Here is a 24350-nt window from a genome sequence, read left to right on the forward strand (position 1 = left end):
ACCCTCAGCCCTTCTTGGCTGCGTCGTTCACGGCCTTGATGATCCCGGCGACGTCACCCTTGCCGGCGAGCAGATTGACGACCCCGACGTTGAGCGCGTTGCCCACGCTCTGGCCGTACACCGTGTCGAGCCACTGCGAGACGTACGGCGCCTTGTTGTACGCGTCGAGCACCGCCTTGAGGTAGTCCTCGGTGACCGCACCCTGCGCCTGCTTGCTGACCGGGATGGCGTTGAAGGCCTTGTAGTACGCCTCCTGCACGTCCTTGGTGAGGATGTAGTTGAGGAAGTCGGTGCACTCCTTCGGCGCCTGGGCCGAGCAGGAGTAGCCGTCCGCGCCGCCCATGATCGCGGCGGGGTCGCCCTGTCCGCCCGGAACCGCGGGGAAGGGGAAGTAGCCGAGGTCCGGCAGCGGCTTCGCGTCCTTGGTCAGCGAGGCGATGACACCCGGGTCCCAGGCGCCCATCAGCTCCATGCTCGCCTTGTGGTTGGCCACCAGGCCCGCCGAGCTCCCCGCGCCCTGCTGCGCGGAGGTGGTCAGGAAGCCCTCGGCGAAGGGCTTCGTGGCGGCGAAGGCCTGGAGGTCCTCGCCGGCCTTGGTCCAGCACGGGTCGGTGAAGGTCTTGTCCTTGGCGGCGGCGTCGAGCGTCGCCTTGCTGCACGCCCGCAGCGCGAAGAAGTAGTACCAGTGCGCGGCCGGCCAGGCGTCCTTGGCGCCGAGCGCGATCGGCGTGCCGTTGGCCTTGAGCTTCGTCACGGCCTGGTTGAGCTCGTCCAGCGTGGCCGGTGGCGCCGTGACGCCGGCCTTGCGGAAGATGTCCTTGCTGTACCAGAAGCCGCCGGGCAGGATCGCGACCGGCACGGCGTACGCCTTGCCGCCGACCTGGCCGGTCTGCAGGGCCGCCTCCCCCACCGCCTGCTTGGTCTCGGCGCTGATGTCGTCGGTGATGTCCTTGAGCTGGCCCGCCTCGACCATCGCGGCCATCTTGCCGCCGCCGCGCTGCAGGAAGATGTCGGGCGCGGAGCCCGAGTTCAGCGCGGTCTGCAGCTTGCCGTCCAGGTCCTCGTTCTGGACCTGCTGAATCTTGATCTTCACCTTCGGGTGGGCGGTCTGGAAGTCGGCGACCGTCTTGTCCCAGAAGGCCTTGCCGGGCCCGGTCGTGGCGTTGTGCCAGAACTGCATCGTGACGGTGCCGCCCGAGCCGGAGCCGTCGTCGTCGCCGCTGCAGGCGGACAGGCCCATGGCGCTCAACGCCACCACGGCGGTCACTGCGAGGGTCCTGATAGGTGCCATGAGCCCACCTCTCGATACCGGAAGTTTCGGAATAGTTCCGATAGATGGCGCTCAAACTAAGGAGCAATTCACGAGGATGTCAAGGCATTGGCCGTGATCATTGGTAACACGTGCGTAACGGCGGGCTGCCCTATAGTGACCAAAAGTGCTACCGATGGTCGGAACTTTCACGGAAGTTTAGGAGGACGGCATTGACCTCAGCCGAGTTCGGCCACCGTTTCGGCGATGTGGTGCTCACCGTGCTGGACGGCGAGGGCCGACCGCTCGATGACCGCGACGTCGTCGTCGAGCAGCGCGCTCACGCCTTCGCGTTCGGCAACATCGGCTTCGACCTGGTCGCCGTGGCGAACGGGGAAGCGGCATCGCCGGGGCTCGCCGACCTGTGGTTCGGCATCTTCAACACGGCGACGCTGCCGTTCTACTGGGGACTTTTCGAACCCGAGCGCGGCCGTCCCGACACGAACCGGCTGCGTCGAGCCGCTCAGTGGTTCACCGACCACGGCTGCCGGGTCAAGGGGCATCCGCTGCTGTGGCACACGCTGGCCCCCGACTGGTTGCGGGATCTGCCGACCGACGACGTCGAGGCGGAGGTCCGCGCCCGGATCAGGCGGGAGGTGGCCGGCCTCGCGGACGTCGTACGGACCTGGGACGCGATCAACGAAGCGGTGATCATGCCGGTGTTCCGCAACGAGCCGCACCGCAACGCGATCACCCGGCTGGCCTGGGAGCGGGGCCGGATCGCGACCGTACGCCTCGCATTCGAGGAGGCCCGCGCGGCGAATCCCGCGGCGACTCTCGTGCTCAACGACTTCGACATGTCCTCGGCGTACGAATGTCTTGTCGAGGGTGTTCTCGAGGCCGGCATCCGCATCGACGCTCTCGGGCTGCAGAGTCACATGCATCAGGGCTATTGGGGTGAGGAGAGAACGCTCGCGGTGCTGGACCGGTTCTCCCGCTACGGGCTGCCGATTCACATGACCGAGACGACGCTGGTGTCCGGCCACCTGATGCCCGCCGACATCGAGGATCTGAACGATTATCAGATCCCGTCGTGGCCCTCCACGCCTGCGGGCGAGGAACGGCAGGCCGACGAGATCGTGCGGCATTACCGCACGCTGCTGTCGCATTCCTCGGTTCAGGCGATCACCTATTGGGGATTGACGGACGCCGACGCCTGGCTCGGCGCACCATGCGGCCTCGTGCGGGCCGACGGCACGCCGAAGCCGGCGTACGAGGCGCTGCGGGAGCTCGTGAGGGAACGGTGGTGGCTCCCTCCGACGAACCTGCGGACCGACGAGGCCGGGCGGGTCACGGTACGCGGCTTCCCCGGCGACTATCGGGTGGACTGCGCGGGCCGCACGGCGTCCTTCACGATCGCCGTGCCCGGCGAGGCGGAGACCTCCGTGCGGCTCGAGCGTCAGTCCGCGCGGTAGACGGCCCGGTCGAAGTCGGCGTAGCCGCCGTCGGCGCCGAGATCCTGCACCCAGAGCCCGACGAACGCGCCGGTGAAGCCCCAAGCCTCCGGTTCGCCCGGCACCATCGTCACGGCGTACTCGTCGGACAGCGTGGTGGCGTCGAAGGTCCGGCCGAGCTCGTGCCACCCGGTCCCGGCGCCCGGGTCCGTGGTGTACGCGAACGTCAAGGCCGGACCGTCCAGCCGCAGGCGCAGGCCCAGCCGCCGTACGTCACCGAGCGCGACCCGCGTGCCCGGCGCGACGGTGACGCGCCCGCTGTCGCAGCAGAGCACGTCGAGGACCCGCGCGCCGTCGTCGTCGGCGGTCACGTGCAGGTAGTACCAGTTGCGGCAGTTGTAGTACGCGGTGATCCCGGCCAGCTGGCGGAAGGTGGCGGGCTCGAACTCACATGTCGCCTCGAACGTGCACCGCTCGGCCGTCACCCGGCGGGCGACGAGGCTCGGGCGGTGCCGGGCCATCGGCGACTGGCCGCCCTGTATCCGCAGGTGTGACGCGCGGGTGGACAGGTCGATCCAGTCGGGGGTCGCCGGGCGGCGCAGCGTCGACCAGTTCACGCCGAGCACGGGGGCGTCGAAGTGGTCGTCCTCGCACTGTTCGGACGAGGGCGGCGCCGGGCTCACGGGCGTGACGCCGGTGGGCGCCGGGACCTGCACCGCCGGTACGCCGTCGGGGATGCACGGCCATCCGCCGGCCGGCCAGTCCACCCGCTGCAGGGCGGCCTCGCGGCCGAGGACGCACCGGCCCGACGCCGGGTACGGCCGGGCGACCAGGTGCGCCAGGTACCACTCGCCGGCCGGCGTCTGCACCAGGCTGCCGTGCCCGGCCTTCTGCAGCTCCAGGTCCGGGCGCCCGGCCGAGGTCAGCAACGGGCCGGCCGGATCCACCTCGTACGGCCCGAGCAGGCTCCGGGACCGGGCGACGGTGACCTGATGCGTCAGGCTCGTGCCGCCCTCCGCCGTGACGAGGTAGTACCAGCCGTCCTTGCGGTACACGTTGGGCGCCTCGGTCAGCCCGGCCTCGGTGCCCTCGAAGATCAGATGGTCCGGACCGACCAGGCGGCGTTCGCGACGGTCGTACTGCTGGATCGAGATGCCCGCGAACCGGTTCCGGCCGGGCCGCCAGTCGGCGCGCATCGACAGCATCCAGGTCGTGCCGTCCTCGTCGTGGAACAGCGACGCGTCGAAGCCGCGGCCGTGCAGGACCACCGGGTCGGACCAGGGTCCGTCGATGCCGGGCGCGGTGACCAGGTAGTTCTGCGGGTCCCAGTAACCGGAGGCGAACGTGGCGACGTCGGTGTAGAGCAGATGGAACAGCCCGTCGGCGTAGGAGAGGCTGGGGGCCCAGATCCCGCACGAGTCCGCGGTTCCGGCGAGGTCGAGCAGCCGCCGCTCGGTGAGCACGCCGCCGAGCGGCTGCCAGTCCACCAGGTCGGTCGAGTGGTGCACCCGTACGCCCGGGTACCACTCGAAGGTCGACGTGGCGATGTAGTAGTCGGAACCGGCCCGCACTATCGAGGGGTCCGGATGAAATCCCGGCAGCACCGGGTTGCGGATCATCCGGTGGCCGGTCCCACCGTCACCGGCGGTGGAGACCGCGGGCTTGGCGATCGTCATGGAGGTCCTTCTGCTGAAGGTGGCGCGGCGGCCGGGACCGCCGCGCCACAGCTACGGGTGTCGGAAGAGGTGCCGGGTCAGCCGGCGCGGCAGGTGATCGTCGGCCACGTCCAGTTGCCGTTGGCCATGATCGTTACGCCGAAGTTGTTGCCCGAGCCGTTCGGCCGGGCGGTGACGGTCCCCGTCGTGCCGCTGACCGAGGCGTTCCAGCTGTTCTGCAGGCTCTGGCCGCCGTTGAGGTTGAGCTGGACGGTCCAGTTGTTCGTGCCGCTGACCGCGACGTTGAGGTTGAACCGGTCGCCGAACTGCTGGCCGGCGGACAGGGTCGCGTTGCAGTTGCTGCCGCCGCCCGGCGGCGGGGTGGTCGGGTCGGTGGGGGTCGTGCCGCCGCCGGTGCCCTCCCGGACGGTGATGTCCGAGCTGCCCTGGCTCTGGTAACCCTCGGTGGCCATGATCTGGTACGCCCAGCTGGTGCCGAGGTTCAGGCCGGCCCGCGCCCACGCGTCGAAGTGGTTGGCGGTGGTGATGGTGCCGCTGCTGCGCTTCTGCTGGCGGACGCTCCAGTACTGGTAGAACGTCTGGGTGCCGTCGATCGACGGCTGGTTGACCCGCTGGGTGCGCAGGATGTCGTACGTGCCGCCGTCGGTGGTGACCGTGCCCAGGTGCTGGGCGCCGCTGCTCGGGTTGTAGCTGCCGAAGTTCTCCACGACGTAGTACTCGATGAGCGGGTTGCGCGTCCAGCCGTACAGGGCGAGGTAGGTGTTGTTGTTCCCCGGGTTGTAGCTGCCCGAGTAGGTGACCGTCCGGCGCGAGCCGGTGGCCCAGCCCTTGCCGCCGACCCAGTTGTTCGTGCTGCGGTCCCAGCTGCTGGAGTACCGGCCGTCGGCGCGCAGCGTCATGCTCGCGTTGCCGCTGTCCTTCCAGAACGAGAAGTAATACCCGTTGTGGGTGCCGGTGGTGTTCGAGCTGACGGTCCGGTCGGCCTCGGCGTGCGCGACGCCGGCCATCGTGACTCCCGAGACCGCCATCGCCACGGTGCACGCGGCGGCGGCGAGCAATCGGATGCGGCCGCGTCGGCGACGCGGGGGAGCGAGATCTGCGGTCATGTGAGTGCTTCCTCCTCATGAAGGGCCGCGGGGGGACAGCCCCCACGGGCACGCCGGACGCCGCCGGGACAGCGGCGTCGTGCCTCGTGGCGGGGGTGACGACATTCAAGTGCGTCATTGCGGATCGTGGCCCGTCGCGCGCCGCCTTGTCAATTACTTTCGGAAATGTTCCGGAAACGAAGATCTCGATCGTCGGGCGGCGAACTCGCCATCAGAGCAGCTCAAGCCGGGTTTTCGAAGCCTCTGGCGAAGCGCATGATCCACCGCTTTGTTTCGCCCAGATAGCACAGGAGCAGGCTGGACTGAAACTTCCAGAATCGTCGCCGGCCCCCGGTCACCCGGCGGCAACCCCGCGGCCACGTGCGTCGGGCAGCCTCGCGGCATGCGCCGTACCGCAGGCATCGCCGCGCTCGCCACCCTCAGCACCACCGTCGCCGCCCCCGCGCAAGCGGGGCGACCGGCCGAGGACACCCGTGAGGTCATCGCCGCCGCCGAGACGCCCGCCCTCTTCGACGACGCCGGCGGCGACGCGGACGCCGACGACCCGGCGATCCGGGTCGACCGGGCCGACCGCGCCCGGAGCCGGATCATCGGCACCGCGAAGAACGGCGGGCTGCGCGTCTACGACCTGTCCGGGCGGGAGGTGCAGTCGATCACCCCGCCGGCCGGCGGCCGTTTCAACAACGTGGACCTGGTCTCCGGTCTCGGCGGGCAGGATCTGGCCGTCGTCACCGACCGCGGCTTCGGCGGCCGCATCCGCGCCGACGCCGAGGGAGTGACGATCTATCCGACCGGCCGCCGGTCGGGCTACCTGATCGTCTCGAGCCAGGGCGACAGCCGCTTCTTCGTGTACGACCGGCGCACCAACCGCCCGGTGCGCAGCTTCCGGGTGGTCGACGGCCCGTACGCCGACGGCGTGCAGCACTCCGACGGCGCCGCCGCCACCGCGGCCGCCCTGCCCGGCCACCCGCGCGGGATTCTCGTGCTGCACGACGGCGAGAACACGCCGGATCCGGGCCGGGCCGGCACCGACTTCAAGATTGTCGACTGGCACACGCTCGGGCTGCGGTAAGGTCGCCACCATATCGACGTACGCCGATTCTTAACCGGGCGGCAACGTCGTGTGCGTACCCGCTTGCCCCGCCCGCGTGAGGATGCTGCCATGGCATTTCGGCGTCTCACGGTCGCTGCCGCGACCCTCGCTCTGGTCGGTGCCGGGCTCACCGCCGCGGCCCCGACGGCCCAGGCCGCCACGAGCGTGCCCCGCTTCGACCACATCGTCCTGGTGATGTTCGAGAACAAAGCGAGCTCGCAGATCACCGCCTCCAGCGCCCCCTACTTCCGGTCCCTGGCCACGCAGGGCGCGAGCTTCTCGCAGTCCTATGCGATCACCCATCCCAGCCAGCCCAACTACATCGCCCTGTTCTCGGGCTCGACCCAGGGCGTCACCAACGACGACTGTCCGAAGACGTTCAGCGGCAACAACCTCGGCGCCCAGCTGATCGGCGCGGGGCTCACCTTCACCGGCTACTCGGAGTCGATGCCGTCGAACGGCTACACCGGCTGCTCCAGCGGCACGTACCGCCGCAAGCACAACAGCTGGGTGGACTTCAGCAACGTCCCGGCGGCCGGCAACCTCACGTACGCCGCCTTCCCGGGCAGCGCAGACTACGCGTCGCTGCCCACGGTCGCGTTCGTGACCCCGAACATGTGCAACGACATGCACGATTGCTCGATCGGCACCGGGAACACGTGGCTGCAGAACAACCTCGACGCGTACGCGCAGTGGGCGAAGACGCACAACAGCCTGCTGATCGAGACCTTCGACGAGGACAACTCGCTCTCGCTCAACCACATCTACACGACGTTCGTGGGCGCGCACGTCCAGCCGGGCACGTACTCCACCAAGATCACGCACTACACGGTGCTGCGGACCATCGAGGCCGCGTACGGCCTGAGCGCGCTCGGCGGCGCCGCCGGCGTCTCCCCCATCACCGACGTCTGGAACTGATCACACCGTGTATCTCGCCTCCGTGGACCGCCGGGCCACGCCGGCCCGGTCTCGGACCACGAAGGTCGCCGGCAACGTGCTCGCGCTGGGCGCCGTCAGCCTGGTCACCGATGTCTCCAGCGAGATGGTGACGGCGGTCCTGCCGCTGTACCTGGTGGCCGGGCTCGGTCTCGGCCCGGCGGTGTACGGCCTGGTCGACGGCCTCTACACCGGGGCGACCGCGCTGCTGCGCCTGGCCGGCGGCTACGTCGCCGACCGGGTACGGCGGCGCAAGCTCGTCGCCGGTCTCGGCTATGCGGTCTCCGCCGTGGCCAAGGCCGGCCTGCTGCTGGCCGGCGGCTCCCTGGCCGGCATCGGCGCGGCGATCGTGGCCGACCGGGCCGGCAAGGGGTTGCGCACCGCGGTCAGCCTGGGCCAGGCCGCCGCACTGCTGCGGCGTCGCCCGGTGCGGTTCCTGCTCCTCGGCGCGGTGCTGCTCGGGCTCAGCACGATCGGCGACGGCTTCGTCTACCTGCTCCTGCAACGCCGGGAGAACCTGGCCGCCGGGTGGTTCCCGCTGCTGGCGGTCGGCACGAGCCTCGCGTACCTGCTGCTCGCGGTGCCCCTCGGCGTCCTCGCGGACCGCCTCGGCCGGACCCGGGTCTTCCTCGGCGGCTATGCCGCCCTGCTCGTCGTCTACGTGCTCCTCGCGACGTCGCGGGGCGGCCTCGCCGCGCTGGTCACGGTTCTTCTGCTGTACGGCGTCTTCTATGCGGCCACCGACGGCGTGCTGATGGCCGTGGCCGGGCCGGTACTGCCGGCGGAGCTGCGCACCACCGGGATCGCGCTGATCTAGAGCGGTCAGGCGCTCGCGTACCTGGTGTCCTCGGTGCTGTTCGGGGCGGCCTGGCAGCGGTGGGACGCCGCCGGTGCGATCCGGGCCGCCGCGGTCGCCGCCGCGCTCACCCTGGGCGGCTCGGCCGTGCTGCTGCTCCGCGCCGGGAGAACGACGTGACGGCGCGGGGCAGGGCGCTGCTCGCCGCGGGGTTGTCCCTCGTCCTGCTGGCCGCGGCGGCGGCGTACGTCGTCATGGCCGGCCGCCGGGGCGCGCCCGCGGTGGCAGGAGCCGGCGTGGACGCGAGCCCCGGCAACCGGCTGTTGTTCCGGAGCACCGCCGCGGGCAGCTACGGACGGGCCGCCACCGTCAGCCGGGAGAACCCCGCTGGTCCGCGTACCGTGTCGGGGTTGGATTGTGCTCGGCTCTACGCGGCCGCGGGCGCCGCGATCTGCTTGCGCCCCGACGGGCTGCTGGCGACCTACCAGCTCGCGCTGCTCGACGGGCGCCTGGCGGTGCGCGACACCTATCCCCTGGTCGGCGTGCCCGACCGGGCCCGCGTCTCGCCCAGCGGGCACGTGCTGACCTGGACCGTCTTCGTCGCCGGCGACAGCTACAACGGCGGCAGGTTCTCCACCCGGGCCGGCATGCTGAACACCGCCACCGGCGAGACGGTGGACACCCTGGAGACGTACGCGGTGACGCGCGACGGCAAGCCGTACCGGGCGGCCGACCTCAACTTCTGGGGCGTGACGTTCGCCGACGCCCAGCACTTCTACGCCACCATGTCGACCGCCGGCCGCCGCTACCTCGTCGCCGGAGACGTGGGGGCGCAGACGATACGCACTCTGGCGGCGAACGTGGAATGTCCCTCGCTGTCGCCCGACCGACGGCGGATCGCGTACAAGGAGGCGATCGGTGGCGACCCGGCACGCGGCTGGCGCCTGTCCGTGCTGGACCTCGCCACCATGCGGCGCACCCGGCTGGCCGAGACCCGCAGCGTCGACGACCAGGCGGCCTGGTACGACGACACCACCGTCATGTACGCCCTGCGCCGCGGCCGCGCCGCCGACGTGTGGTCGGTGCCGGCGGACGGCACGGGCCCGGCGACCATGCTGATCCCGGACGCGGAATCGCCGGCCGCCCTGTGGAATCAGGCGCACCCGCCCCCGGAGAACTCCACGGGAATGTAGAGACTCTGCCGACCGGCGCGTGTCGCGGCCATCGTGCGGGACTCGGCGCCGAGCTTGGCCATCAGATGCTCCACATGGGAGACCACCGTCCGGGGACCGACGGCAAGGGCCGCGGCGATGCGGGCATTGGACCAGCCCTCCACCAGTCCCCCCAGCACTTCCAGCTCGCGGCGGGTCAGCCCCTGCAGCGGCGGCGAAGCGCCCACCAGGATCACGGCACGCAGATCGCCGGGCGGGATCGCGGCGCACGACAGGGCGGTGACCCGGACGAGCTCGCTGGTGCGGACGCCGGGATCCACCGGGCACAGGAAGGAGATGCAGGCGCCGTCGCGGTGCAGCCGGGACGCGGCCACGGTCACCAACGCCGAATCCCGGCGCAGCACCGGATGACCGGCCCGGCCGGGCAGGGCCGCGATGTCACCGGAGCGGGTCAGGATGCCCCCGGCCCCGGCGTGGGCGACGACGTCCGCCAGCGCGGCGACGGTCCGCAGCGGATCCAGGGCGGAGGCGATCAACGGCACCACCCGCTGAAGCAGCCCACGCGCCTCGTCGCTGGCCGGGGCGGCATCGCCGCTGTTCAACCACAGCAGGCCCAGGTAGCGGCCGTCGGGGGTCAGGAGCCCCGTGCCGAGACCCTCGCGGAACCCTGCCGGCCGCAGATGCTCCGCCCACGTGGGCAGCTCCATCGGCGCCACCGGTAGGTCCTTCACCCGCATGACGCGCGAGACGCGCATCAAGGAGGCACGGTCCAGCTGGTCGACGAACACGCGACTGTCGAGGTAGTCGTGGATCGCCTCGTAGCCGCGACGCACCAACGGCACCTGTAGCCGCTGCTGGGCATCGAACAGGGTGATGAGGGCCGCATCGAAGGGATACACGGCCGACAACGGCTGCAGGAACGCCTTGGCCCGCTCGTCGACCCCGGCCGGGGAGGCCGCCACGGCGGCGATGCGCACGACGAGGTCTTCCGGATCGACCGGTGTCACGGATCATCACCGTCCCGTAAGCCGCATCACCGAGCGGATGCGGCCGACGACAAGGCGGTTGAGTAGTCCCTAGCCTAGGGGGTCGGCGCCGGAAGACCGGCTGAGGTCACCCGTACGGGTGGCCTCAGCCGGTGTACGGATCGGACTCAGGAAGCAGGGCATGCAACGCCCTCACGTCCGTGGTGAGCATGAGCCAGTCAGCCGGGCAGCCCAGCAGCGAGAGCAGATTGATCAGCGCGGCGCTCTCGGCGACGAGAACGACGACGCAGCCGCGGGCTTCACAAGCCCGGTGCAACGTCGCCAACGCCCGGGCGCCCGCCACGTCGACGAACGTGAGCGCGCCGAGGTCCAGATTCACCCGGAAACCCTCGCCCTCGGGCAGCACGGCCTTCACCTGCGACACCAGGCCCGATGCGACGACGCTGTCCAGCTCCCCGCACAGGCTCAGCTCGACGATGCCCGGCGCCGCCGACACGGCGGCCACCATGAAGCTGGGACGGCCGCACTCCGAGAAGTTCGATGGAAACGACATACAGCGGACTCCCCTGACCGGATTTCGCCCAGCGTGCCAGCCGGGCGGCGAGAGCCGCATCGGAAGTTGTTCCGATGAGGCGGCAATCCGACACCGGCCGTCAGTGCCTGAGAGGATGGTGCCGTGCGTGCCGTGGTCATCGATGCCGTCCGGGCCGTGCCGGAGGTCCGGCAGGTCGCCGAGCCCGCGCCACCGCCTCACGGCGTCGTGGTGAAGGTGATGGCCACCGGGATGTGCCGCAGCGACTGGCACGGCTGGGCCGGTCATGACGAGGACATCGTCTTCCCGCACGTGCCCGGCCACGAGCTGGCCGGGGTGGTGGTCGAGGCCGGGCCCGAGGTCAGGCGGTGGCGGGCCGGTGACCGGGTGACCGTGCCGTTCGTGTGTGGCTGCGGCCGGTGCGAGTGGTGCCGTGGCGGGGACGCCCAGGTGTGCCCCGAGCAGCAGCAACCGGGTTTCACGCACTGGGGCTCGTTCGCCGGGTACGTCGCCCTGCACGCCGCTGACACCAACCTGGTGGCGCTGCCGCCGGAGGTGGACTTCCCCACCGCCGCGAGCCTCGGGTGCCGGTTCGCCACGGCCTACCGTGCGCTGTCCGGGCGCGCACGGGCCGGCGCAGGCGAGTGGGTGACCGTCGTGGGCGCCGGCGGGGTGGGGCTCAGCACGGTCATGATCGCTCGCGCCCTGGGAGCCCGGGTGGTCGCGGTGGACCGGAACCCGCAAGCCCTCACGGTCGCCGCCGGGCTCGGCGCGGACCACACCGTGCTCGCCGACGGGACGGACATCCCGGCCGCCGTCGCCGACCTCACCGGCGGCGGCAGCCATGTCGCGGTCGATGCGGTCGGCAGCGAGCAGACCTGCGCCGACGCGATCCTCAGCCTGCGCCGGCGCGGCCGCCACGTGCAGGTGGGGCTCCTGCCGCCGGCCGGCGGTCACCCGCGGGTGCCGATGGCGCGGGTCATCGGCTGGGAGCTCGACGTGCTGGGCAGCCACGGGATGGCGGCGGCCGACTACCCGGCCATGATGGCGCTCATCGAGCGGGGACTACTGCAACCCCAGCGGCTGATCGAACGCACCATCGGACTCGACGAGGCGGCGGCGATGCTTCCCGGCTTCGACCGGGCCGCGGTCGCCGGCATCACGGTCGTGGACCCCGCCCGCTGAGGCCGCGGGCGGGGATTCCGGCCGGGAGCCCAGACGCGAGCGGGGCATGCCGGCCGGGCTCCCAGACGCGAGCGAGGCATGCCGGCCGGGCCCTCAGACGCGAGCGAGGCATGCCGGCCGGGCCCTCAGACGCGGGACAGGGCCCGATCGCTGACGATGCACTGCATGCCGAACTGGCGGGCGCGGCGCATCGCGAAGTCGGTCAGGCCGGGGTCGTCGGCGTAGTCGAGCGCATAGAGGTCGACCTCCAGGCGCAGCAGCTGCTCCGCGATCTGAGCGTGGAACTCGAGCACGTCGGGCGGCCACGGCGCGTACCCGTCCTCGGTCCAGCGGGCCGAGAAGGACTCGAACACCACACCGTCGACCAGTTCGGCCAGCCGCGGCAGCATGCCGAAGCCACGGTTCGCGAGCACGTACGCCGGCCCGGCCTCGGCCCGGATCGCGGCCACCAGCGTGAGCAGATGCGGCACGTCCTCGGGGAAGGTCAGCTCCACGTTGAGCGTGTCGAGGAACAGCCCGTCGAAGCCGGCGGCCAGCGCGTCGCGAGCCTGTCCGACCACGTACGACACCCACCCGGGGTGGCTGACGTGCACGAAGGTGCCACCCCAGTCGGGGTTGCGTTCGGCGCGCTGCCAGTCGGCGGGCGGGCCGGTGTCCTCCGACAGTGACAGGTAACCCAGGCACTGCACGCCGCGGCCCTTCAGGAAGGCCAGCTCCTCGGCGTTGTAGAAGGCCGGTTGCAGCACGACCCGGGGGTATTCGGCGAGGTCCAGGAGCTTGCCGTTGCCGTAGTAGAAACAGATCGGCGCGCGATCGGTGGTCATGCGGGCCTCCCGTGCTCGGCGTACCAGGCGAACGTCGTGCGCACGCCCTCCTCCAGGGGTACCGCGGGCTCGTAGCCGGTCAGCTCGCGCAGCTTCGACAGGTCGGGGCAGCGGCGGCGGACCGATCCGGGCGGCGCGGCGGCGCCGGCGAGGGCGGGGCTGACGCCGGCCACGCGCAGCACCAGTTTGGCCAGGTCACCGATGTTGGTCTCCTCGCGGTCGTTGCCGATGTGCACGATCTGACCGGCCGCGCCGGGTGCCGCCATGAGGCGGATCATCGCCTCGACGGCGTCGTCGACGTGGCAGAACGCGCGGAACTGGTCGGCGCCGGGCACGCGGAACGGGTCCTCGCCGGCGTACGCGCGCAGCGCCATCTCGGGGATGACGTGGTCGGCGCCCATCCGCGGGCCGTACACGTTGTGGAAGCGGCCCACCACGGCGTCGAAGCCTCTGGTCCGCGCGGTGTGCAGGAAGGCGGCCTCGCCGAGGAGCTTGCTGGCCGCGTACGCGAACCGCGGCGCCGTGATGTCGGAGATCATCGTCGGCACGTCCTCGGCGGTGGGCACCGCCACGACGCCGGCGTCGACGCCGCCCGCGTACACCTCGCTCGTGGAGGCGAAGAAGACCCGGGAGCCCGGCGCCACCCAGTCGAGCAGGTGCATCGCCGTGAGGGTGTTGACGCGTACCACCCGGGCCGGGTCCGTCTCGACGTTGCGCACGCCGACGACGGCCGCCAGAAGGTAGATCTGGTCCCAGTCGGGCCGCAGGCCGGCGTAGGCGCCGGGATCGGTGAGGTCCGCCGAGATCACCCGGACCGAGGGGGACGAGCGTACGGCGAGCAGGTCGGCGTCGGAGCGCCCGCGGGAGAAGTCGTCGACGATCGTCACGTCGTGGCCGTCGGCGACGAGACGCCGGGCGAGGTGCAGGCCGATGAAGCCGGCGCCGCCGAGCAGCAGGGCCCTCATGCGGTCACCTCCGGCAGGTAGCCCAGGCCCGCGTACCGGATGCCCGCAGCCCGGACGGCGGCGCCGTCGAGGATGCGCCAGGAGTCGAAGATCAGCGCCGGCCGGGCCGCGCCGAGCAACGACATGACGTCCATCGCGCGGTAGTCGGGGTGGTCGTTGATCACGAGAATGGCGTCGCTGTCGGTGAACGCCTTGTCGAGGCTGACCGGCTCGCCGCCGTAGCGGCGCACCACGTCGTCGCCGACCATCGGGTCGTGGCCGGTGACCGTGATGCCGGCGGCCGAGAAGATCGGCATCATGGCGGCGATCGGTGTACCGCGCATGTCGTCGGTGGGCGGCCACCCCTTGTACGCCCACCCGAGCACGCCCAGCCGCAGTCCTCCGGTCCGGCCGCGGATCTCGCGGACGAGCCGGACGACGGTCTCGGCCACGTGCACGGGCAGGTACTCGTTGAGCGCCCGGGCCGGCCCGACCAGGAACGGGCGGTGCTCCCCCGCGCTGTCGAGCATGATGTACGGGTCCTTGGAGAGGCAGCCGCCGCCCACGTACCCCGGCTTGGCCAGGTCCGGCCGCGGATAGTCCACGTTGGCCGCCCGGATGACCTCGAGCGGGTCGAGGCCGTGCTGCTCGGCGATCAACGCGATCTCGTTGCCGAACGAGTAGATGAGGTCGGTGTGGCAGTTGTTCGAGAGCTTCACCATCTCGGCCGTCTCCAGGCTGGAGACCGGCACCACCGTGTGCGCCAGCCCGGAGAAGAACTCGACGCCGGCCCGCAGGCTCTCCTCGTCCAGCCCGCCGACGACCTGCGGCAGCTCGACCAGCTCCCGCAGCGCCTGGCCCTGGATGGTGCGTTCGGGCGCCATCACAAGCCGCACCTCGTCGCCCCAGGCCGCGCGCAGCTCGGGCAGCACGACGCGGCGGCTCGTGCCGATCGGCACAGTGCTGCGCACCACGACCAGGGTGCCCGGCCGGCAGGTCGCCGCGACGCTGCGCGCGGCAGCCGCGAGGTTGGCCAGATTGGGGCGGCGGGTGGACTCGTCGACCGGGGTGGACACGCTGATCACGGCCACGTCCACGGTGTCGCGGGGCAGATCGGCGGCGACGTGGACGCCGGCGCCGGCCCGCTCACGGAAGATCTCTTCGACGCCCGGCTCGAAGATGTGCGAGCGGCCCTGCGACAGGGTCTCGATCACGGCCGGTGACACGTCGGCGCCGTGCACGACGTATCCCTTGTCGGCGAGCGCGGCGGTCAGCGTCAGGCCGACGTAGCCGAGGCCGACGACTCCGATCGTCTGGGGCATGCGGTTCTCCTTACACGCGGGGACACGGCGGAGCGGGCCGGTCCAGGTCGAGCACGGTGACGGTGCCGGTGAAGCCTTCGGCGGCGTAGTGCTTGCAGGCGGCGCGCACATCGGCGGGCCTGGTGGCGTAGTCGACGCTGAGCACGAACTTGCCCGCGTCGCGCAGCGCCCGGGTCTCGGCGAGGTTCTCGGCACACCAGTCGTCGGCGCACCGCCGGTCCGTGGCGCGGAAGAACAGCTCCTCCATGCCGATACCGTCGATCGCCGCGGTGTATCCGGGCTGGTGCCGTAGTTCCGGCGAATTCTGCGGCACGATCAGGAAGCCGGGGCGGCGGGCCTTCCCGTACGCGCTGATCCGCGCGATGAGGGCGGCCATCTCGCGGGCGAGTGCCGTACGGTCACGGCCCTGCGCGGCGGCGAGCCGGATGTTCTCGTACGCGAGCGGGGTGTCGAGATAGACCCCGTCGAAATCCGCACGGAGCGCCTGGTCGACGCGCGGTTGCACGACGAGGCGCCACCAGCGTTCGTCGTAGTAGCGCACGAAGAACTCCCCCGGCCACTCCGCCCACTCGTTGGCGATCAGGTCGGGGGCGTCGCGCCGCAGCAGCGGGTATTCGGGCCGGAAGTCCTCGATGCTGCCGACCTCGAAGTACGCGAGGACCCGCTTGCCGGTCGCCCGCACCCGGGCGACCTCGCCGGCGGTGAACCAGTCGGCGTGCGCGTCGCGGGCCAGATCGATCACGACCGTCCGGTACGGGCCGGCGGCCAGCTGGTCGAGGCGCCCGTCCCGGTAGTCCTGCAGCTGGTAGGCCCAGGACGGGCCCACGGACGGGTGGGGAGCCGGCGGCCGGGGCGCGGCGGTGCAGGCGGCGACGGTCAGCACCGCCGCCAGGACCGCCACCGCCCCCCTCACGACTCGTCCCAGACGCTCTTGATCGACGCGTCGAGGTCGTACGCGGGCGCCCAGCCCAGATCGGCGCGGGCGCGGCCGATGTCGGCCCGGATCCAGCTCACCGTCGCCGACCGCGGCGGCCCGGCGCCCACCTCGCGGACCCCGCCGGTGTACCCCGCATGGCGGGCGAGCGTCTCCACGGCCTCGCGGACGGTGACCGCCCGTCCGCTGCCCGCGTTGTAGACCCGGTGTGCCAGCGCCGGTGCCACGACCACCCGTTGCACGAGCGAGGCGACGTCGCGCACGTCGACGAAGTCCCGGTACGCGCCGAGCGGCCCGAGGGTGATCTCCGGGCGCCCGGCGCGCATCTGGGCGGCTGCGCGGCCGAGCACGGTCTCGGCCGGTTGTCCCGCACCGATGGGGTTGAACACCCGTACCGAGACGGCGCCCGCCTCGGCCAGCTCGAACAGGCGGGTGCCCGCGAGGTGGCTGACGCCGTACGCCCCGACGGGCTCGGCGCGGCCGTCCTCGGCGACGGCCCGTCCCTGCGGCACCACGCCGTACTCCCCCGCCGAACCCAGCCGCACGAGCCGGGCGTGCGCAGCGGCCTCGACCAGCTTGGCGGCCACCATCGTGTTGGCACGCACGAGCTCCTCGGCGGAGCCGGTGAGCGCGCCGACGCAGCAGACCACGGCGTCGGGCGCCTCGGCGCGCAGCAACGCGGCCAGCTCGGCGGCGGAGCCGTGGACGAGGTCGTGACGGTCGCGCCCCGGGCACACCACCTCGCCCACGTCGCGCAACGCGGCTCGCACGTGCCGCCCGATGAAGCCGGAGGAGCCGAACAGCACGATCCTCATACCGGCTCTCCGGCACGGTCGCGCAGCAGGACCGGGCGCAGCTGCTCGAAGCTGCGGTTGGCCTCGTCGTAGTCCTCCGGGCGGCCGATGTCGAGCCAGAACCCGGTGAACGGATAGGTGGCCGGGTGCTCGTGGCGGGCCAGCAGGTCCAGCACGAGCTCGTCGAAGCCGAACGGCCGGCCGGCCGGGTACGGGGCGAGGGTGCGGCGGCTCATCCCGTACACGCCCATGCTGACCTGGTAGCGCAGGCTGGGCTTCTCCCGGAAACCGATGATCTGCGAGGCCTCGACGTCGAGCACGCCGAACTCCACCTTGTGCGTACGCTCGGCGATCGCCACGGTCAGGCCGCTGCCCGAGACCGTGTGCTGGTGGAGCAGATCGGCGTAGTCCAGGTCGGTGAGCACGTCGCCGTTCATCACGAGGAAGTGCTCGGGCAGCGCCTCCTTGAGACCGAAGAGCGGTCCGACGGTCGAGAGTGGCCGGTCCTCCTCGATGTAGTCGACGCGCAGGCCCCAGCGGGCGCCGTCACCGACGAACGCGCGGATCAAGGGACCGAGATGGTTGATCGCCAGGGTCACCGAGGTGAACCCGCACCCGGCGAGCTGTTCCAGGACGATCTCCAGGATCGCGTGCTTGTCACCGATCGGCATCAATGGCTTGGGCAGCGTGGTGGTGTACGGCCGCAGCCGCACGCCCTTGCCGCCTGCGAGAATCACCGCGTGCATGCAGATCTCACCCCCGAGTGAATCACCGGAAATGGCGTACCTGGCGGACGGACGGAGCCAGGCCGAACAGGAACTGGGCCAGCAGCGCGAGCACGCTGCCGAGGTAGAGCGTCGTGTCGGCCAGCGGGGCCACCGGTCGGCCCACCAGCTGGACGACACCCAGGTGCAGCACGAGGGCGGCGCCGATCGTGCCGCAGAGCAGACCGAAGCGTTCGAAGCCGGCCAGCAGGAAGGCGAGGTAGTACGCGCCGGCCAGGACGACGTGCGCCGCGACCATGACGGCGCTCGCCGGCCCGGGGAACCCGAGCGCCGCCTGCAGGACCATGCCCAGCGCCGCGGGCACGGCCATGCACACGCCGATCTCGCGGCCGACGAGCGTGCCGATCCGCCGCTCGAAATCGCCGGGCCGGCGGCTGACCCGGGTCAGCGCGACCGCCTGCGAGCGGAACCGTTCGGCCCGCCACTCGACGAAGCCCATGGCCAGGATCAGCGGCGCCACCCCGATCGCGATGTCCAGCCGGTGCGACAGGTAGGGCAGCGCGGCGTGCAGCAGGAACACCGCGGAGAGGAACCCGTACGCGGTGACGCCCAGCAGGCCGCGCGGGCGCATCCGGGCGACCGATTCCGTACCGGTGCCCCGTCCCCGGGTGCAGAACAGCGCTGCTCCCGCCGCGAGGGCGACGCCGAGCGCGGCGGTGCTCAGCGCCGCCACGCGCAGCGAAGGGGTGACGAGGTAGGCGACACCGCCCGCCACTGCCGGCGCCATCGCCAGCGCCTGCAGACCCTCCCGGCGGTAGAACATCAGCACCGTGCCGGACAGCTGATAGGTCAGCTGCCCGGCGCCCAGGAGGACCAAGCCCCGGCCGCCACCCATCAGGACGCCGGTGATCGCGCCCGTCAGGGCGGCCGCCGGCACGGAGAACCTCAGCAGCTGGGCGGCCCGGCGCGGGCGGTTGGCCCCGAGGAGCCGGTACGCGGCGAACGCCACGGTTCCGGCGTACGCCCAGCCGACCACCCCGGCCACGGTCAGCGCCAGCAGCGCGTCCCGCTGGCCCAGTTCGGCCAGGACGGCGGGGAAGACGGCGGCGGGCAGGGCGTAGAGCGGGCCGTGCAGGAGAAGCCGTACGGTCCGCCGGCGCCCGTGCCCGCCGTCGGCCGGTGCGGGCGGGTCGTCGGCGGGCGGCCCCAGCCGGCGGTAGACCTCCTGGGCGAGCGCGAAGACGTCCGGGAAGCCGTACTCGACCCGGGCCGCCCGGTCGGTGACGCCGTCCGCCTCGAGCACGGCCGCCACCTGCAGGGCCTCGACCGCGCGGGCCAGCGCCGGCCGCATCCGGTCGACCAGTTCGTCCAGCGGGTCGGTGGAGATCCGCGGCAGCACGACCGGGTGGATCGGCGGCGCGGCCGGCGAGGTCTCCTGCTCGATGGTCATCGCTGCCCCGCCCAGCTCGGTGCGGCCGGACGCAGCCGGGGCGCCGGGTTCCGCGCCGCACCCAGGTGATGCGGCGGGTCGCCGGCCCGCAGCGGACTGACCAGTCCCTCGTAGACGTTGCGGTACATCTGCAGCGACTGGTTGAGCGTGAAGTGCTCCAGGACCCGCGCGCGGGCGGCGGCGCCGAGCCGGTGCCGCAGCTCGTCGTCGCGCAACAGCTCGACGCAGGCCGCCGCCACGGCCGCGTGGTCGCGCGGCGCCACCACCCGCCCGGTGTCCGCGACCGCCTCGGCCACCCCGCCCACGTTCGTACAGACGGTCGGCCGCCCGCAGGCCATGGCCTCGACCACCGTGTACGGGAAACCCTCGGAGATGCTGGTGAGCGCGACGATGCTGCCCGCGTGGTACGCGTCGGCCGCGCGCTCGATGCGGCCCTCCAGCACCGCCGCGCCCTCGAGGCCCAGCTCGGTGATGAGCCGCTCGCACGACTCGTGGTACAGCCGGTTCACCGCCGGCGTGCCACCGAAGACGCGCAGGCGGGCGGCCGGGACCTCGGCACGCACGAGGGCGAACGCGCGGATCAGCGTGTGCAGGTCCTTGAGCGGGTCGACCCGGCCCATGAAGGCGATGGTCGGCACCTCCGGCTCGGAGGTGGCCGCCGGGAAATCGGCCGGCTCCACGCCGTTGTACATCGTCCACATGCGCTCGGGGTCGGCGCCGTTGTGCAGCTGCCACCGCCGGTTGTAGGCCGAGTGCGGCGCCAGCACGTCGGTGATCAGGTACGCCGCGCCGGCCAGCGAGCGGAAGAAGCTCAGCGCCATGACGCGTACGGCGTGCGGCGCGTCGTCGTGCAGGTAGGAGATGTAGCGCTCGCGCAGGTAGATGCCGTGCTCGCTCATCACCAGCGGGGTGCCGTACCGCCACTTGGCGACCATCGCGACCAGCATCGCCAGGCCGTTCATCGAGCAGTGCACGATGTCCGCCTCGCTCACCGGGGCGGACAGCGGGCGCAGCATGTGCTCGAGCAGCCAGGTGGCCTGAACGGCGTCGGCCACCGTCGGGGCCGGGGCGGTCTGCTCGACGCGCAGGTCGTGCCACGCGTCGAGCATCATCGTCACGGCCTCGTTCGACACCAGCGCGGCGCCCAGGTCACCGCCGGCGGCGGCGTAGTCGTGGAGCCCGCGCAGGGCGAGCAGGAACAGGCCCCGCCCCACCTCCGGCCGTACCGGCTCGACCGGGGTGATCAGGGCGCGCAGGAACATCTCGTACGGTCCGGTGAAGCCCGTCCCGGGCGGGCCGCCGCGACGCTCGCGGCGGCCGCCCCACAGCGGGATGGACTGCACCCGGTCGAGGTTCGCCGGGGTGGCGAAGACGGACCGCTCGGTGCCGTCGACGGTGAGCGCGACGACCTGCCAGCGGTAGTCGGGCATCCCGCGGATGAGCTGCTCGCACCAGATGCTGACGCCGCCCATCGCGTACGGGTAGGTCCCCTCGGACACGAGCGCGATCCGCATCGTCGGCTCAGGCCCGCGGCACTGCGGTCACCGTCACCGCGGTTCCGGCGGTCAGCGGCAGCGGTGTCGTCACGTCCGTGCCGTACGTCGTGGACCCGGCGCCCTGGACACCGCTGACCTGGACCGTGCCGGCCGCCGGCGAGGACACCGTGACCGTGCCGGCCGACCGGTCGTAGACCGCGTCGACGCCGGCTGCCAGCTGCGCGAAGTGCTGGTTGCGGACCGAGGTGTACGCCCCGAGCGACGACCAGTCCACGTTCAGCAGCGGCACCGAGTAGAAGGCGGCGTACTTGGCCGCGACCGTCTCGACCCAGTCGGTGACCAGGGTGCGGCCGCTGCCGTAGTCGTGGACGTTGGCGATGTGGAACGTGTGGGTGTTGATGCCGCCGGCCGCCACGTGCTGCAGGCCGACTCCCGCCTCGTAGTCCAGGATCTGCTCGTACGTGCGGTTCGTCGGCCAGTACGGGAACTTGCCGTTCGGCCCGTAGAAGGAGTTGTAGAACGCGGTCTCCTCCTCCGGGGTGGTGACGAAGTACGCGATGTTGGTCGGCCAGTCCGGCACCACCGACAGGCTCGGCTCCATCGGGTGCACGATCGACGCGTTGAAGTGCGCGGGCACCTGGCTGGCGAACGAGAAGTTGCCGTGCAGGTACTTCACGCCCAGGTCCTTGGCGGCTCGCAGCAACTGCGGATTCGAGCCGGCCAGGCCGTGGTCGACCGGCACCCCGGTGTCGTCGTTCGGGTTCGTGGTGTAGACGCCGAGCCCGGAGTACTCCGGGGTCTTGAGGACGTCGTCCGGGTTCGCGAGACCGATGGCGTTGCCCGCGTTGCGGTTGTTGAGGATCTCGGCGTACGTGGTGGCGTAGTCGGTGTTGTTGAGCTCCGGGTGGTTCAGCGTGTGGTTGAGCCAGCGGAACTGCGACGCCAGGCACTTGGTCGTGGCGGTGAGTTCGTTCGGTCCGCCGTCGGGGCTGCACTGGTTGCCCGCGAACGGGTCGATGTCCGCGCCGTTGAAGGCGATGTTGAAGGTGAAGCCGTTGCCGATCGCGTCCTGCCGCTGATCGAGGTTCACCATCTCGTGCGCGGACACCCGGAAGCCGGGGTCGTACTCGACGTGGCCGTCCGGGTAGTAGTGGTCGGCCGAGTTGAACCAGTCGTCGATGTCGACGTTGAGGTAGTGGCGCTGCTCGCCGAGGAACATGCCCTTCGTCGCCCACCGGACCATGCCGTAGACCAGCAGGTCGGACTGCAACAGGTACTGGTTGAGGGTGAACGTCAGCGCCAGGCGCTCACGTCCGTCGGTCGACGTGGTCCGCACGCCCAGCACGTTGGTGCCGTCGGTGGCGATCGGCTCGGCGGCGCAGCCCGGCGCGATGGAGGTGCGGTAGACGTACGACTGGACCACGGGAATCGTGGCGCTCGCCTTCAGATAATCGAACACTCCCGCGCCGGCGGGCGTGAGCGAGACGTTGAGCGGGGTGTCGCCGACGGCGGTCTCGCCGGCCGAGCGCAGGCAGTAGTCCTCCGGCCAGGAGCCGTAGCTGGTGTAGAGCGCGGCCTGGCGAACCCCGAAGTTCCGCTCGTACGCCCAGAGGATGTTCCATTCGGAGGGGTCGAGCCCGTTGAGGTAGGCGCCGCCGTCGGCGTACACCTGCATGCTGTTGGTCAGCAGGATCGCGTTGTACTTCCCGGTGCCGTCGGGCCGGACCAGGGTGTCGGTGGTGATCGGCGTCGTGGCGTCGTACAGCACGTCGTACGCGGCGCCGAGCCGGTCGAGCGTGGTCTTCAGGGTCGGGACGCCGAAGTCGTCCTGGTTCGTGGCGACGATGAGCGCGCGCAGGGCGACGCGGTCGTTGAGGCCGGCGGCCGCGGCGGCCGCGGTGGCCGGGGCGGCCGCACGGCCCTGCCGGGCGACGGCGACTTTTCCGGTGCGGTGCGGCAGCGGGGCGGGCGGGACGACGCGCGGCGGGGCGACCTGACCGAAGCCGGGCACGTGCGGCGCCGCCTTGGGCCGTACGGGTCCGGGACCGGCGGTGGCGGGCGCGGCGGCCACGAGCGCGCCGGCGCAGATTCCGGCGACGAGGGCGCGCGCCACTCGGCGGTGGGTGGTGATGCGGGCAGCAGCCATCGAGCGACCTCCACAGAGGACGATGGGACGACGGACGGGTGGACGGGCGATACGGGACGGCCCTCGGTGGAAGGGCCGACGGCGAGTCTAAGCAGAAATTGAGGGATTGCCGTTCCTCTATACGGATGTCATCAGGCCGACCAATTCAGCCCGTTGACGGCGATCGGCGCCGGTGTTATTCGCCGCGTTAATTCGGCCCCCACCCCGCGCCGCAATGGAGTCGGCGCGTCGCCGTGACATGGCATTTCCCGACAGATCTTGCCACCACGCGCCGCCCGCCGAAGATCGACCGCCGCGCCCCACCTTGACGGCAAAAATCAGTGTTCCTGCCGGTCGGGAACAACGCCGGGATTCGCTCAGGAAGCACAATCGGTCTGGTTTAGACGGTCGGTTGTTAATGCAGCGTGGTGGACCTAGGACGGAGCGCGACGTGCACCACGCATGATCCATTCTTCGCCGACCGTGATCGACAATGAGAAAGGGTATGCTAAATGTCCGACCAAAGCCAGTCCGGATATTTGCCGAATAGGCGCCCCGGCGCCGGCGATCCGAGCCGGGCGTCGGATACTCGAGCGGTGAGACGCGAAAACTTCCGGGAGTACCTGGAGCACCTGCTGCGGGACGGCTACAGCGTGCGGCACGACGAACACCTCGCCGACCCGGACCTCATCGATCCCGGGGGCGACCCCGTGGAGACGTGGCGCGAGGACTACCCGTACGACGAGCGGCTCGACCGCGACGCCTACGAGGAAGAGAAGTACCAGCTGCAGATCGAGCTGCTGAAGTTTCAGAACTGCGCCCAGGACACCGGCAGCAAGCACGTGATCCTCTTCGAGGGGCGCGACGCCGCCGGCAAGGGCGGCACGATCAAGCGGTTCATGGAACACCTCAACCCGCGGGCCGCCCGGGTCGTCGCGCTCACCAAACCCACGCACACCGAACTCGGACAGTGGTATTTCCACCGCTACGTCGCCCAGCTGCCGACCGCCGGGGAGATCGTGCTGTTCGACCGGTCCTGGTACAACCGGGCCGGGGTGGAACGGGTGATGGGCTTCGTCAGCGACCACGACTACGAGATCTTCCTCCGGCAGGCCCCGCTGTTCGAGCAGATGCTGATCGAAAGCGGCTTCTCGCTGACCAAACTGTGGTTCTCCGTCACCCAGTCGGAACAACGCACCCGGTTCGCGATCCGCCAGATCGACCCCGTGCGCCGATGGAAGCTCTCCCCCATGGACATCGAATCCCTGGACCGCTGGGACGACTACACCACGGCCAAGGAAGCCATGATCGAGCACACGGACACCGACCACGCCCCGTGGACCTCGATCAAGAGCAACGACAAGAAACGCGCCCGCATCAACGCGATGCGGTTCTTCCTCCACCAATTCGACTACGAGGACAAGGACTTGGCGGTGGTCCACCCGCCGGACCCGCTCATCGTGCAGCGCGGCCGCGACTCGATCAAAGACTGACGACGGTCTCGCCGCCGGCGACCTGCCCGCGGCCCGGCCGCTGAACGCAGACACCCGA

The 24350-nt window shown here is 71.2% G+C and carries 22 protein-coding genes; 8 read left to right on the forward strand and 14 right to left on the reverse strand.

Annotation, left to right across the window (positions count from 1 at the left end; translation table 11 throughout):
* Nucleotides 1-4: 4 nt before the first annotated feature.
* A complete protein-coding gene (locus tag AB0K03_RS07915; RefSeq protein ID WP_364681925.1) occupies nt 5-1291 on the reverse strand; it encodes an extracellular solute-binding protein in 1287 nt (428 codons plus the stop codon).
* A gap of 110 nt (nt 1292-1401) precedes the next feature.
* Between AB0K03_RS07915 and AB0K03_RS07920 the strand changes: the two genes are divergently transcribed.
* Nucleotides 1402-2724: an endo-1,4-beta-xylanase gene (locus AB0K03_RS07920; protein WP_364681927.1), complete on the forward strand. Its 1323-nt coding sequence runs from the start codon at nt 1402-1404 to the stop codon at nt 2722-2724.
* On the opposite strand, the gene AB0K03_RS07925 is transcribed toward AB0K03_RS07920, so the two are convergent.
* Nucleotides 2709-4379, reverse strand: a complete 1671-nt coding sequence (locus AB0K03_RS07925) for a glycoside hydrolase family 43 protein (RefSeq protein ID WP_364681929.1) — start codon at nt 4377-4379, stop codon at nt 2709-2711. The genes AB0K03_RS07920 and AB0K03_RS07925 overlap by 16 nt on opposite strands.
* Before the next feature lie 77 nt (nt 4380-4456).
* On the reverse strand, nt 4457-5485 hold the full coding sequence (locus AB0K03_RS07930) for a glycoside hydrolase family 11 protein (RefSeq protein ID WP_364681931.1): 1029 nt from the start codon (nt 5483-5485) through the stop codon (nt 4457-4459).
* A 382-nt stretch (nt 5486-5867) separates the two neighbouring features.
* Between AB0K03_RS07930 and AB0K03_RS07935 the strand changes: the two genes are divergently transcribed.
* From AB0K03_RS07935 to AB0K03_RS07955, 5 genes are all read left to right on the forward strand, one after another.
* The gene (locus tag AB0K03_RS07935; protein WP_364681933.1) at nt 5868-6557 is read left to right on the forward strand and encodes a phytase; all 690 of its coding nucleotides are present in this window, start codon (nt 5868-5870) and stop codon (nt 6555-6557) included.
* 90 nt (nt 6558-6647) lie between these two features.
* Nucleotides 6648-7496: an alkaline phosphatase family protein gene (locus tag AB0K03_RS07940; RefSeq protein ID WP_364681935.1), complete on the forward strand. Its 849-nt coding sequence runs from the start codon at nt 6648-6650 to the stop codon at nt 7494-7496.
* 7 nt (nt 7497-7503) lie between these two features.
* Nucleotides 7504-8331 (forward strand): MFS transporter, encoded by an 828-nt coding sequence (locus AB0K03_RS07945; RefSeq protein WP_364681937.1) that lies wholly within the window; start codon nt 7504-7506, stop codon nt 8329-8331.
* 33 nt (nt 8332-8364) lie between these two features.
* On the forward strand, nt 8365-8490 hold the full coding sequence (locus tag AB0K03_RS07950; protein WP_364681939.1) for a hypothetical protein: 126 nt from the start codon (nt 8365-8367) through the stop codon (nt 8488-8490).
* A complete protein-coding gene (locus AB0K03_RS07955) occupies nt 8487-9503 on the forward strand; it encodes a hypothetical protein (protein WP_364681940.1) in 1017 nt (338 codons plus the stop codon). Before AB0K03_RS07950 ends, AB0K03_RS07955 begins: the two co-directional genes overlap by 4 nt.
* On the opposite strand, the gene AB0K03_RS07960 is transcribed toward AB0K03_RS07955, so the two are convergent.
* A complete protein-coding gene (locus tag AB0K03_RS07960) occupies nt 9464-10489 on the reverse strand; it encodes a LuxR C-terminal-related transcriptional regulator (RefSeq protein ID WP_364681942.1) in 1026 nt (341 codons plus the stop codon). The two genes, AB0K03_RS07955 and AB0K03_RS07960, sit on opposite strands and share 40 nt — an antisense overlap.
* A gap of 124 nt (nt 10490-10613) precedes the next feature.
* Nucleotides 10614-11021 carry an STAS domain-containing protein gene (locus AB0K03_RS07965; RefSeq protein WP_364681944.1) on the reverse strand — a complete coding sequence of 136 codons (408 nt, stop codon included), beginning with the start codon at nt 11019-11021 and terminating at the stop codon, nt 10614-10616.
* A gap of 123 nt (nt 11022-11144) precedes the next feature.
* Here AB0K03_RS07965 and AB0K03_RS07970 point away from each other — a divergent pair, with 123 nt between their 5' ends.
* Nucleotides 11145-12185, forward strand: coding sequence for a zinc-dependent alcohol dehydrogenase family protein (locus tag AB0K03_RS07970; protein WP_364681946.1), 1041 nt, complete (start codon nt 11145-11147; stop codon nt 12183-12185).
* Between the two features lie 125 nt (nt 12186-12310).
* On the opposite strand, the gene AB0K03_RS07975 is transcribed toward AB0K03_RS07970, so the two are convergent.
* Genes AB0K03_RS07975 through AB0K03_RS08015 form a run of 9 tightly spaced genes read right to left on the reverse strand, consistent with a single transcriptional unit; the run spans nt 12311 to nt 22820 of the window.
* The gene (locus AB0K03_RS07975; protein WP_364681948.1) at nt 12311-13009 is read right to left on the reverse strand and encodes an endo alpha-1,4 polygalactosaminidase; all 699 of its coding nucleotides are present in this window, start codon (nt 13007-13009) and stop codon (nt 12311-12313) included.
* A complete protein-coding gene (locus tag AB0K03_RS07980; RefSeq protein WP_364681950.1) occupies nt 13006-13974 on the reverse strand; it encodes an NAD-dependent epimerase/dehydratase family protein in 969 nt (322 codons plus the stop codon). The genes AB0K03_RS07975 and AB0K03_RS07980 overlap by 4 nt, the downstream gene beginning before the upstream one ends.
* Nucleotides 13971-15275 (reverse strand): nucleotide sugar dehydrogenase, encoded by a 1305-nt coding sequence (locus tag AB0K03_RS07985; RefSeq protein WP_364681952.1) that lies wholly within the window; start codon nt 15273-15275, stop codon nt 13971-13973. The genes AB0K03_RS07980 and AB0K03_RS07985 overlap by 4 nt, the downstream gene beginning before the upstream one ends.
* 10 nt (nt 15276-15285) lie before the next feature.
* On the reverse strand, nt 15286-16188 hold the full coding sequence (locus tag AB0K03_RS07990) for an endo alpha-1,4 polygalactosaminidase (RefSeq protein WP_364681954.1): 903 nt from the start codon (nt 16186-16188) through the stop codon (nt 15286-15288).
* Nucleotides 16185-17024, reverse strand: a complete 840-nt coding sequence (locus AB0K03_RS07995) for an NAD(P)-dependent oxidoreductase (protein ID WP_364681956.1) — start codon at nt 17022-17024, stop codon at nt 16185-16187. Before AB0K03_RS07995 ends, AB0K03_RS07990 begins: the two co-directional genes overlap by 4 nt.
* The gene (locus AB0K03_RS08000) at nt 17021-17749 is read right to left on the reverse strand and encodes a sugar phosphate nucleotidyltransferase (protein ID WP_364681958.1); all 729 of its coding nucleotides are present in this window, start codon (nt 17747-17749) and stop codon (nt 17021-17023) included. The genes AB0K03_RS07995 and AB0K03_RS08000 overlap by 4 nt, the downstream gene beginning before the upstream one ends.
* Nucleotides 17750-17771: 22 nt before the next feature.
* Nucleotides 17772-19178: a hypothetical protein gene (locus AB0K03_RS08005; RefSeq protein ID WP_364681960.1), complete on the reverse strand. Its 1407-nt coding sequence runs from the start codon at nt 19176-19178 to the stop codon at nt 17772-17774.
* Nucleotides 19175-20692, reverse strand: a complete 1518-nt coding sequence (pelF, locus tag AB0K03_RS08010; protein ID WP_364681962.1) for a GT4 family glycosyltransferase PelF — start codon at nt 20690-20692, stop codon at nt 19175-19177. The genes AB0K03_RS08005 and pelF overlap by 4 nt, the downstream gene beginning before the upstream one ends.
* Nucleotides 20693-20699: 7 nt before the next feature.
* The gene (locus tag AB0K03_RS08015; protein WP_364681964.1) at nt 20700-22820 is read right to left on the reverse strand and encodes a hypothetical protein; all 2121 of its coding nucleotides are present in this window, start codon (nt 22818-22820) and stop codon (nt 20700-20702) included.
* A 575-nt stretch (nt 22821-23395) separates the two neighbouring features.
* Between AB0K03_RS08015 and ppk2 the strand changes: the two genes are divergently transcribed.
* Nucleotides 23396-24292: a polyphosphate kinase 2 gene (gene ppk2 / locus AB0K03_RS08020; RefSeq protein ID WP_364681966.1), complete on the forward strand. Its 897-nt coding sequence runs from the start codon at nt 23396-23398 to the stop codon at nt 24290-24292.
* Nucleotides 24293-24350 lie beyond the last annotated feature (58 nt).

The organism is Actinoplanes sp. NPDC049316, assembly GCF_040677315.1.
Classification (GTDB): Bacteria; Actinomycetota; Actinomycetes; order Mycobacteriales; family Micromonosporaceae; genus Actinoplanes.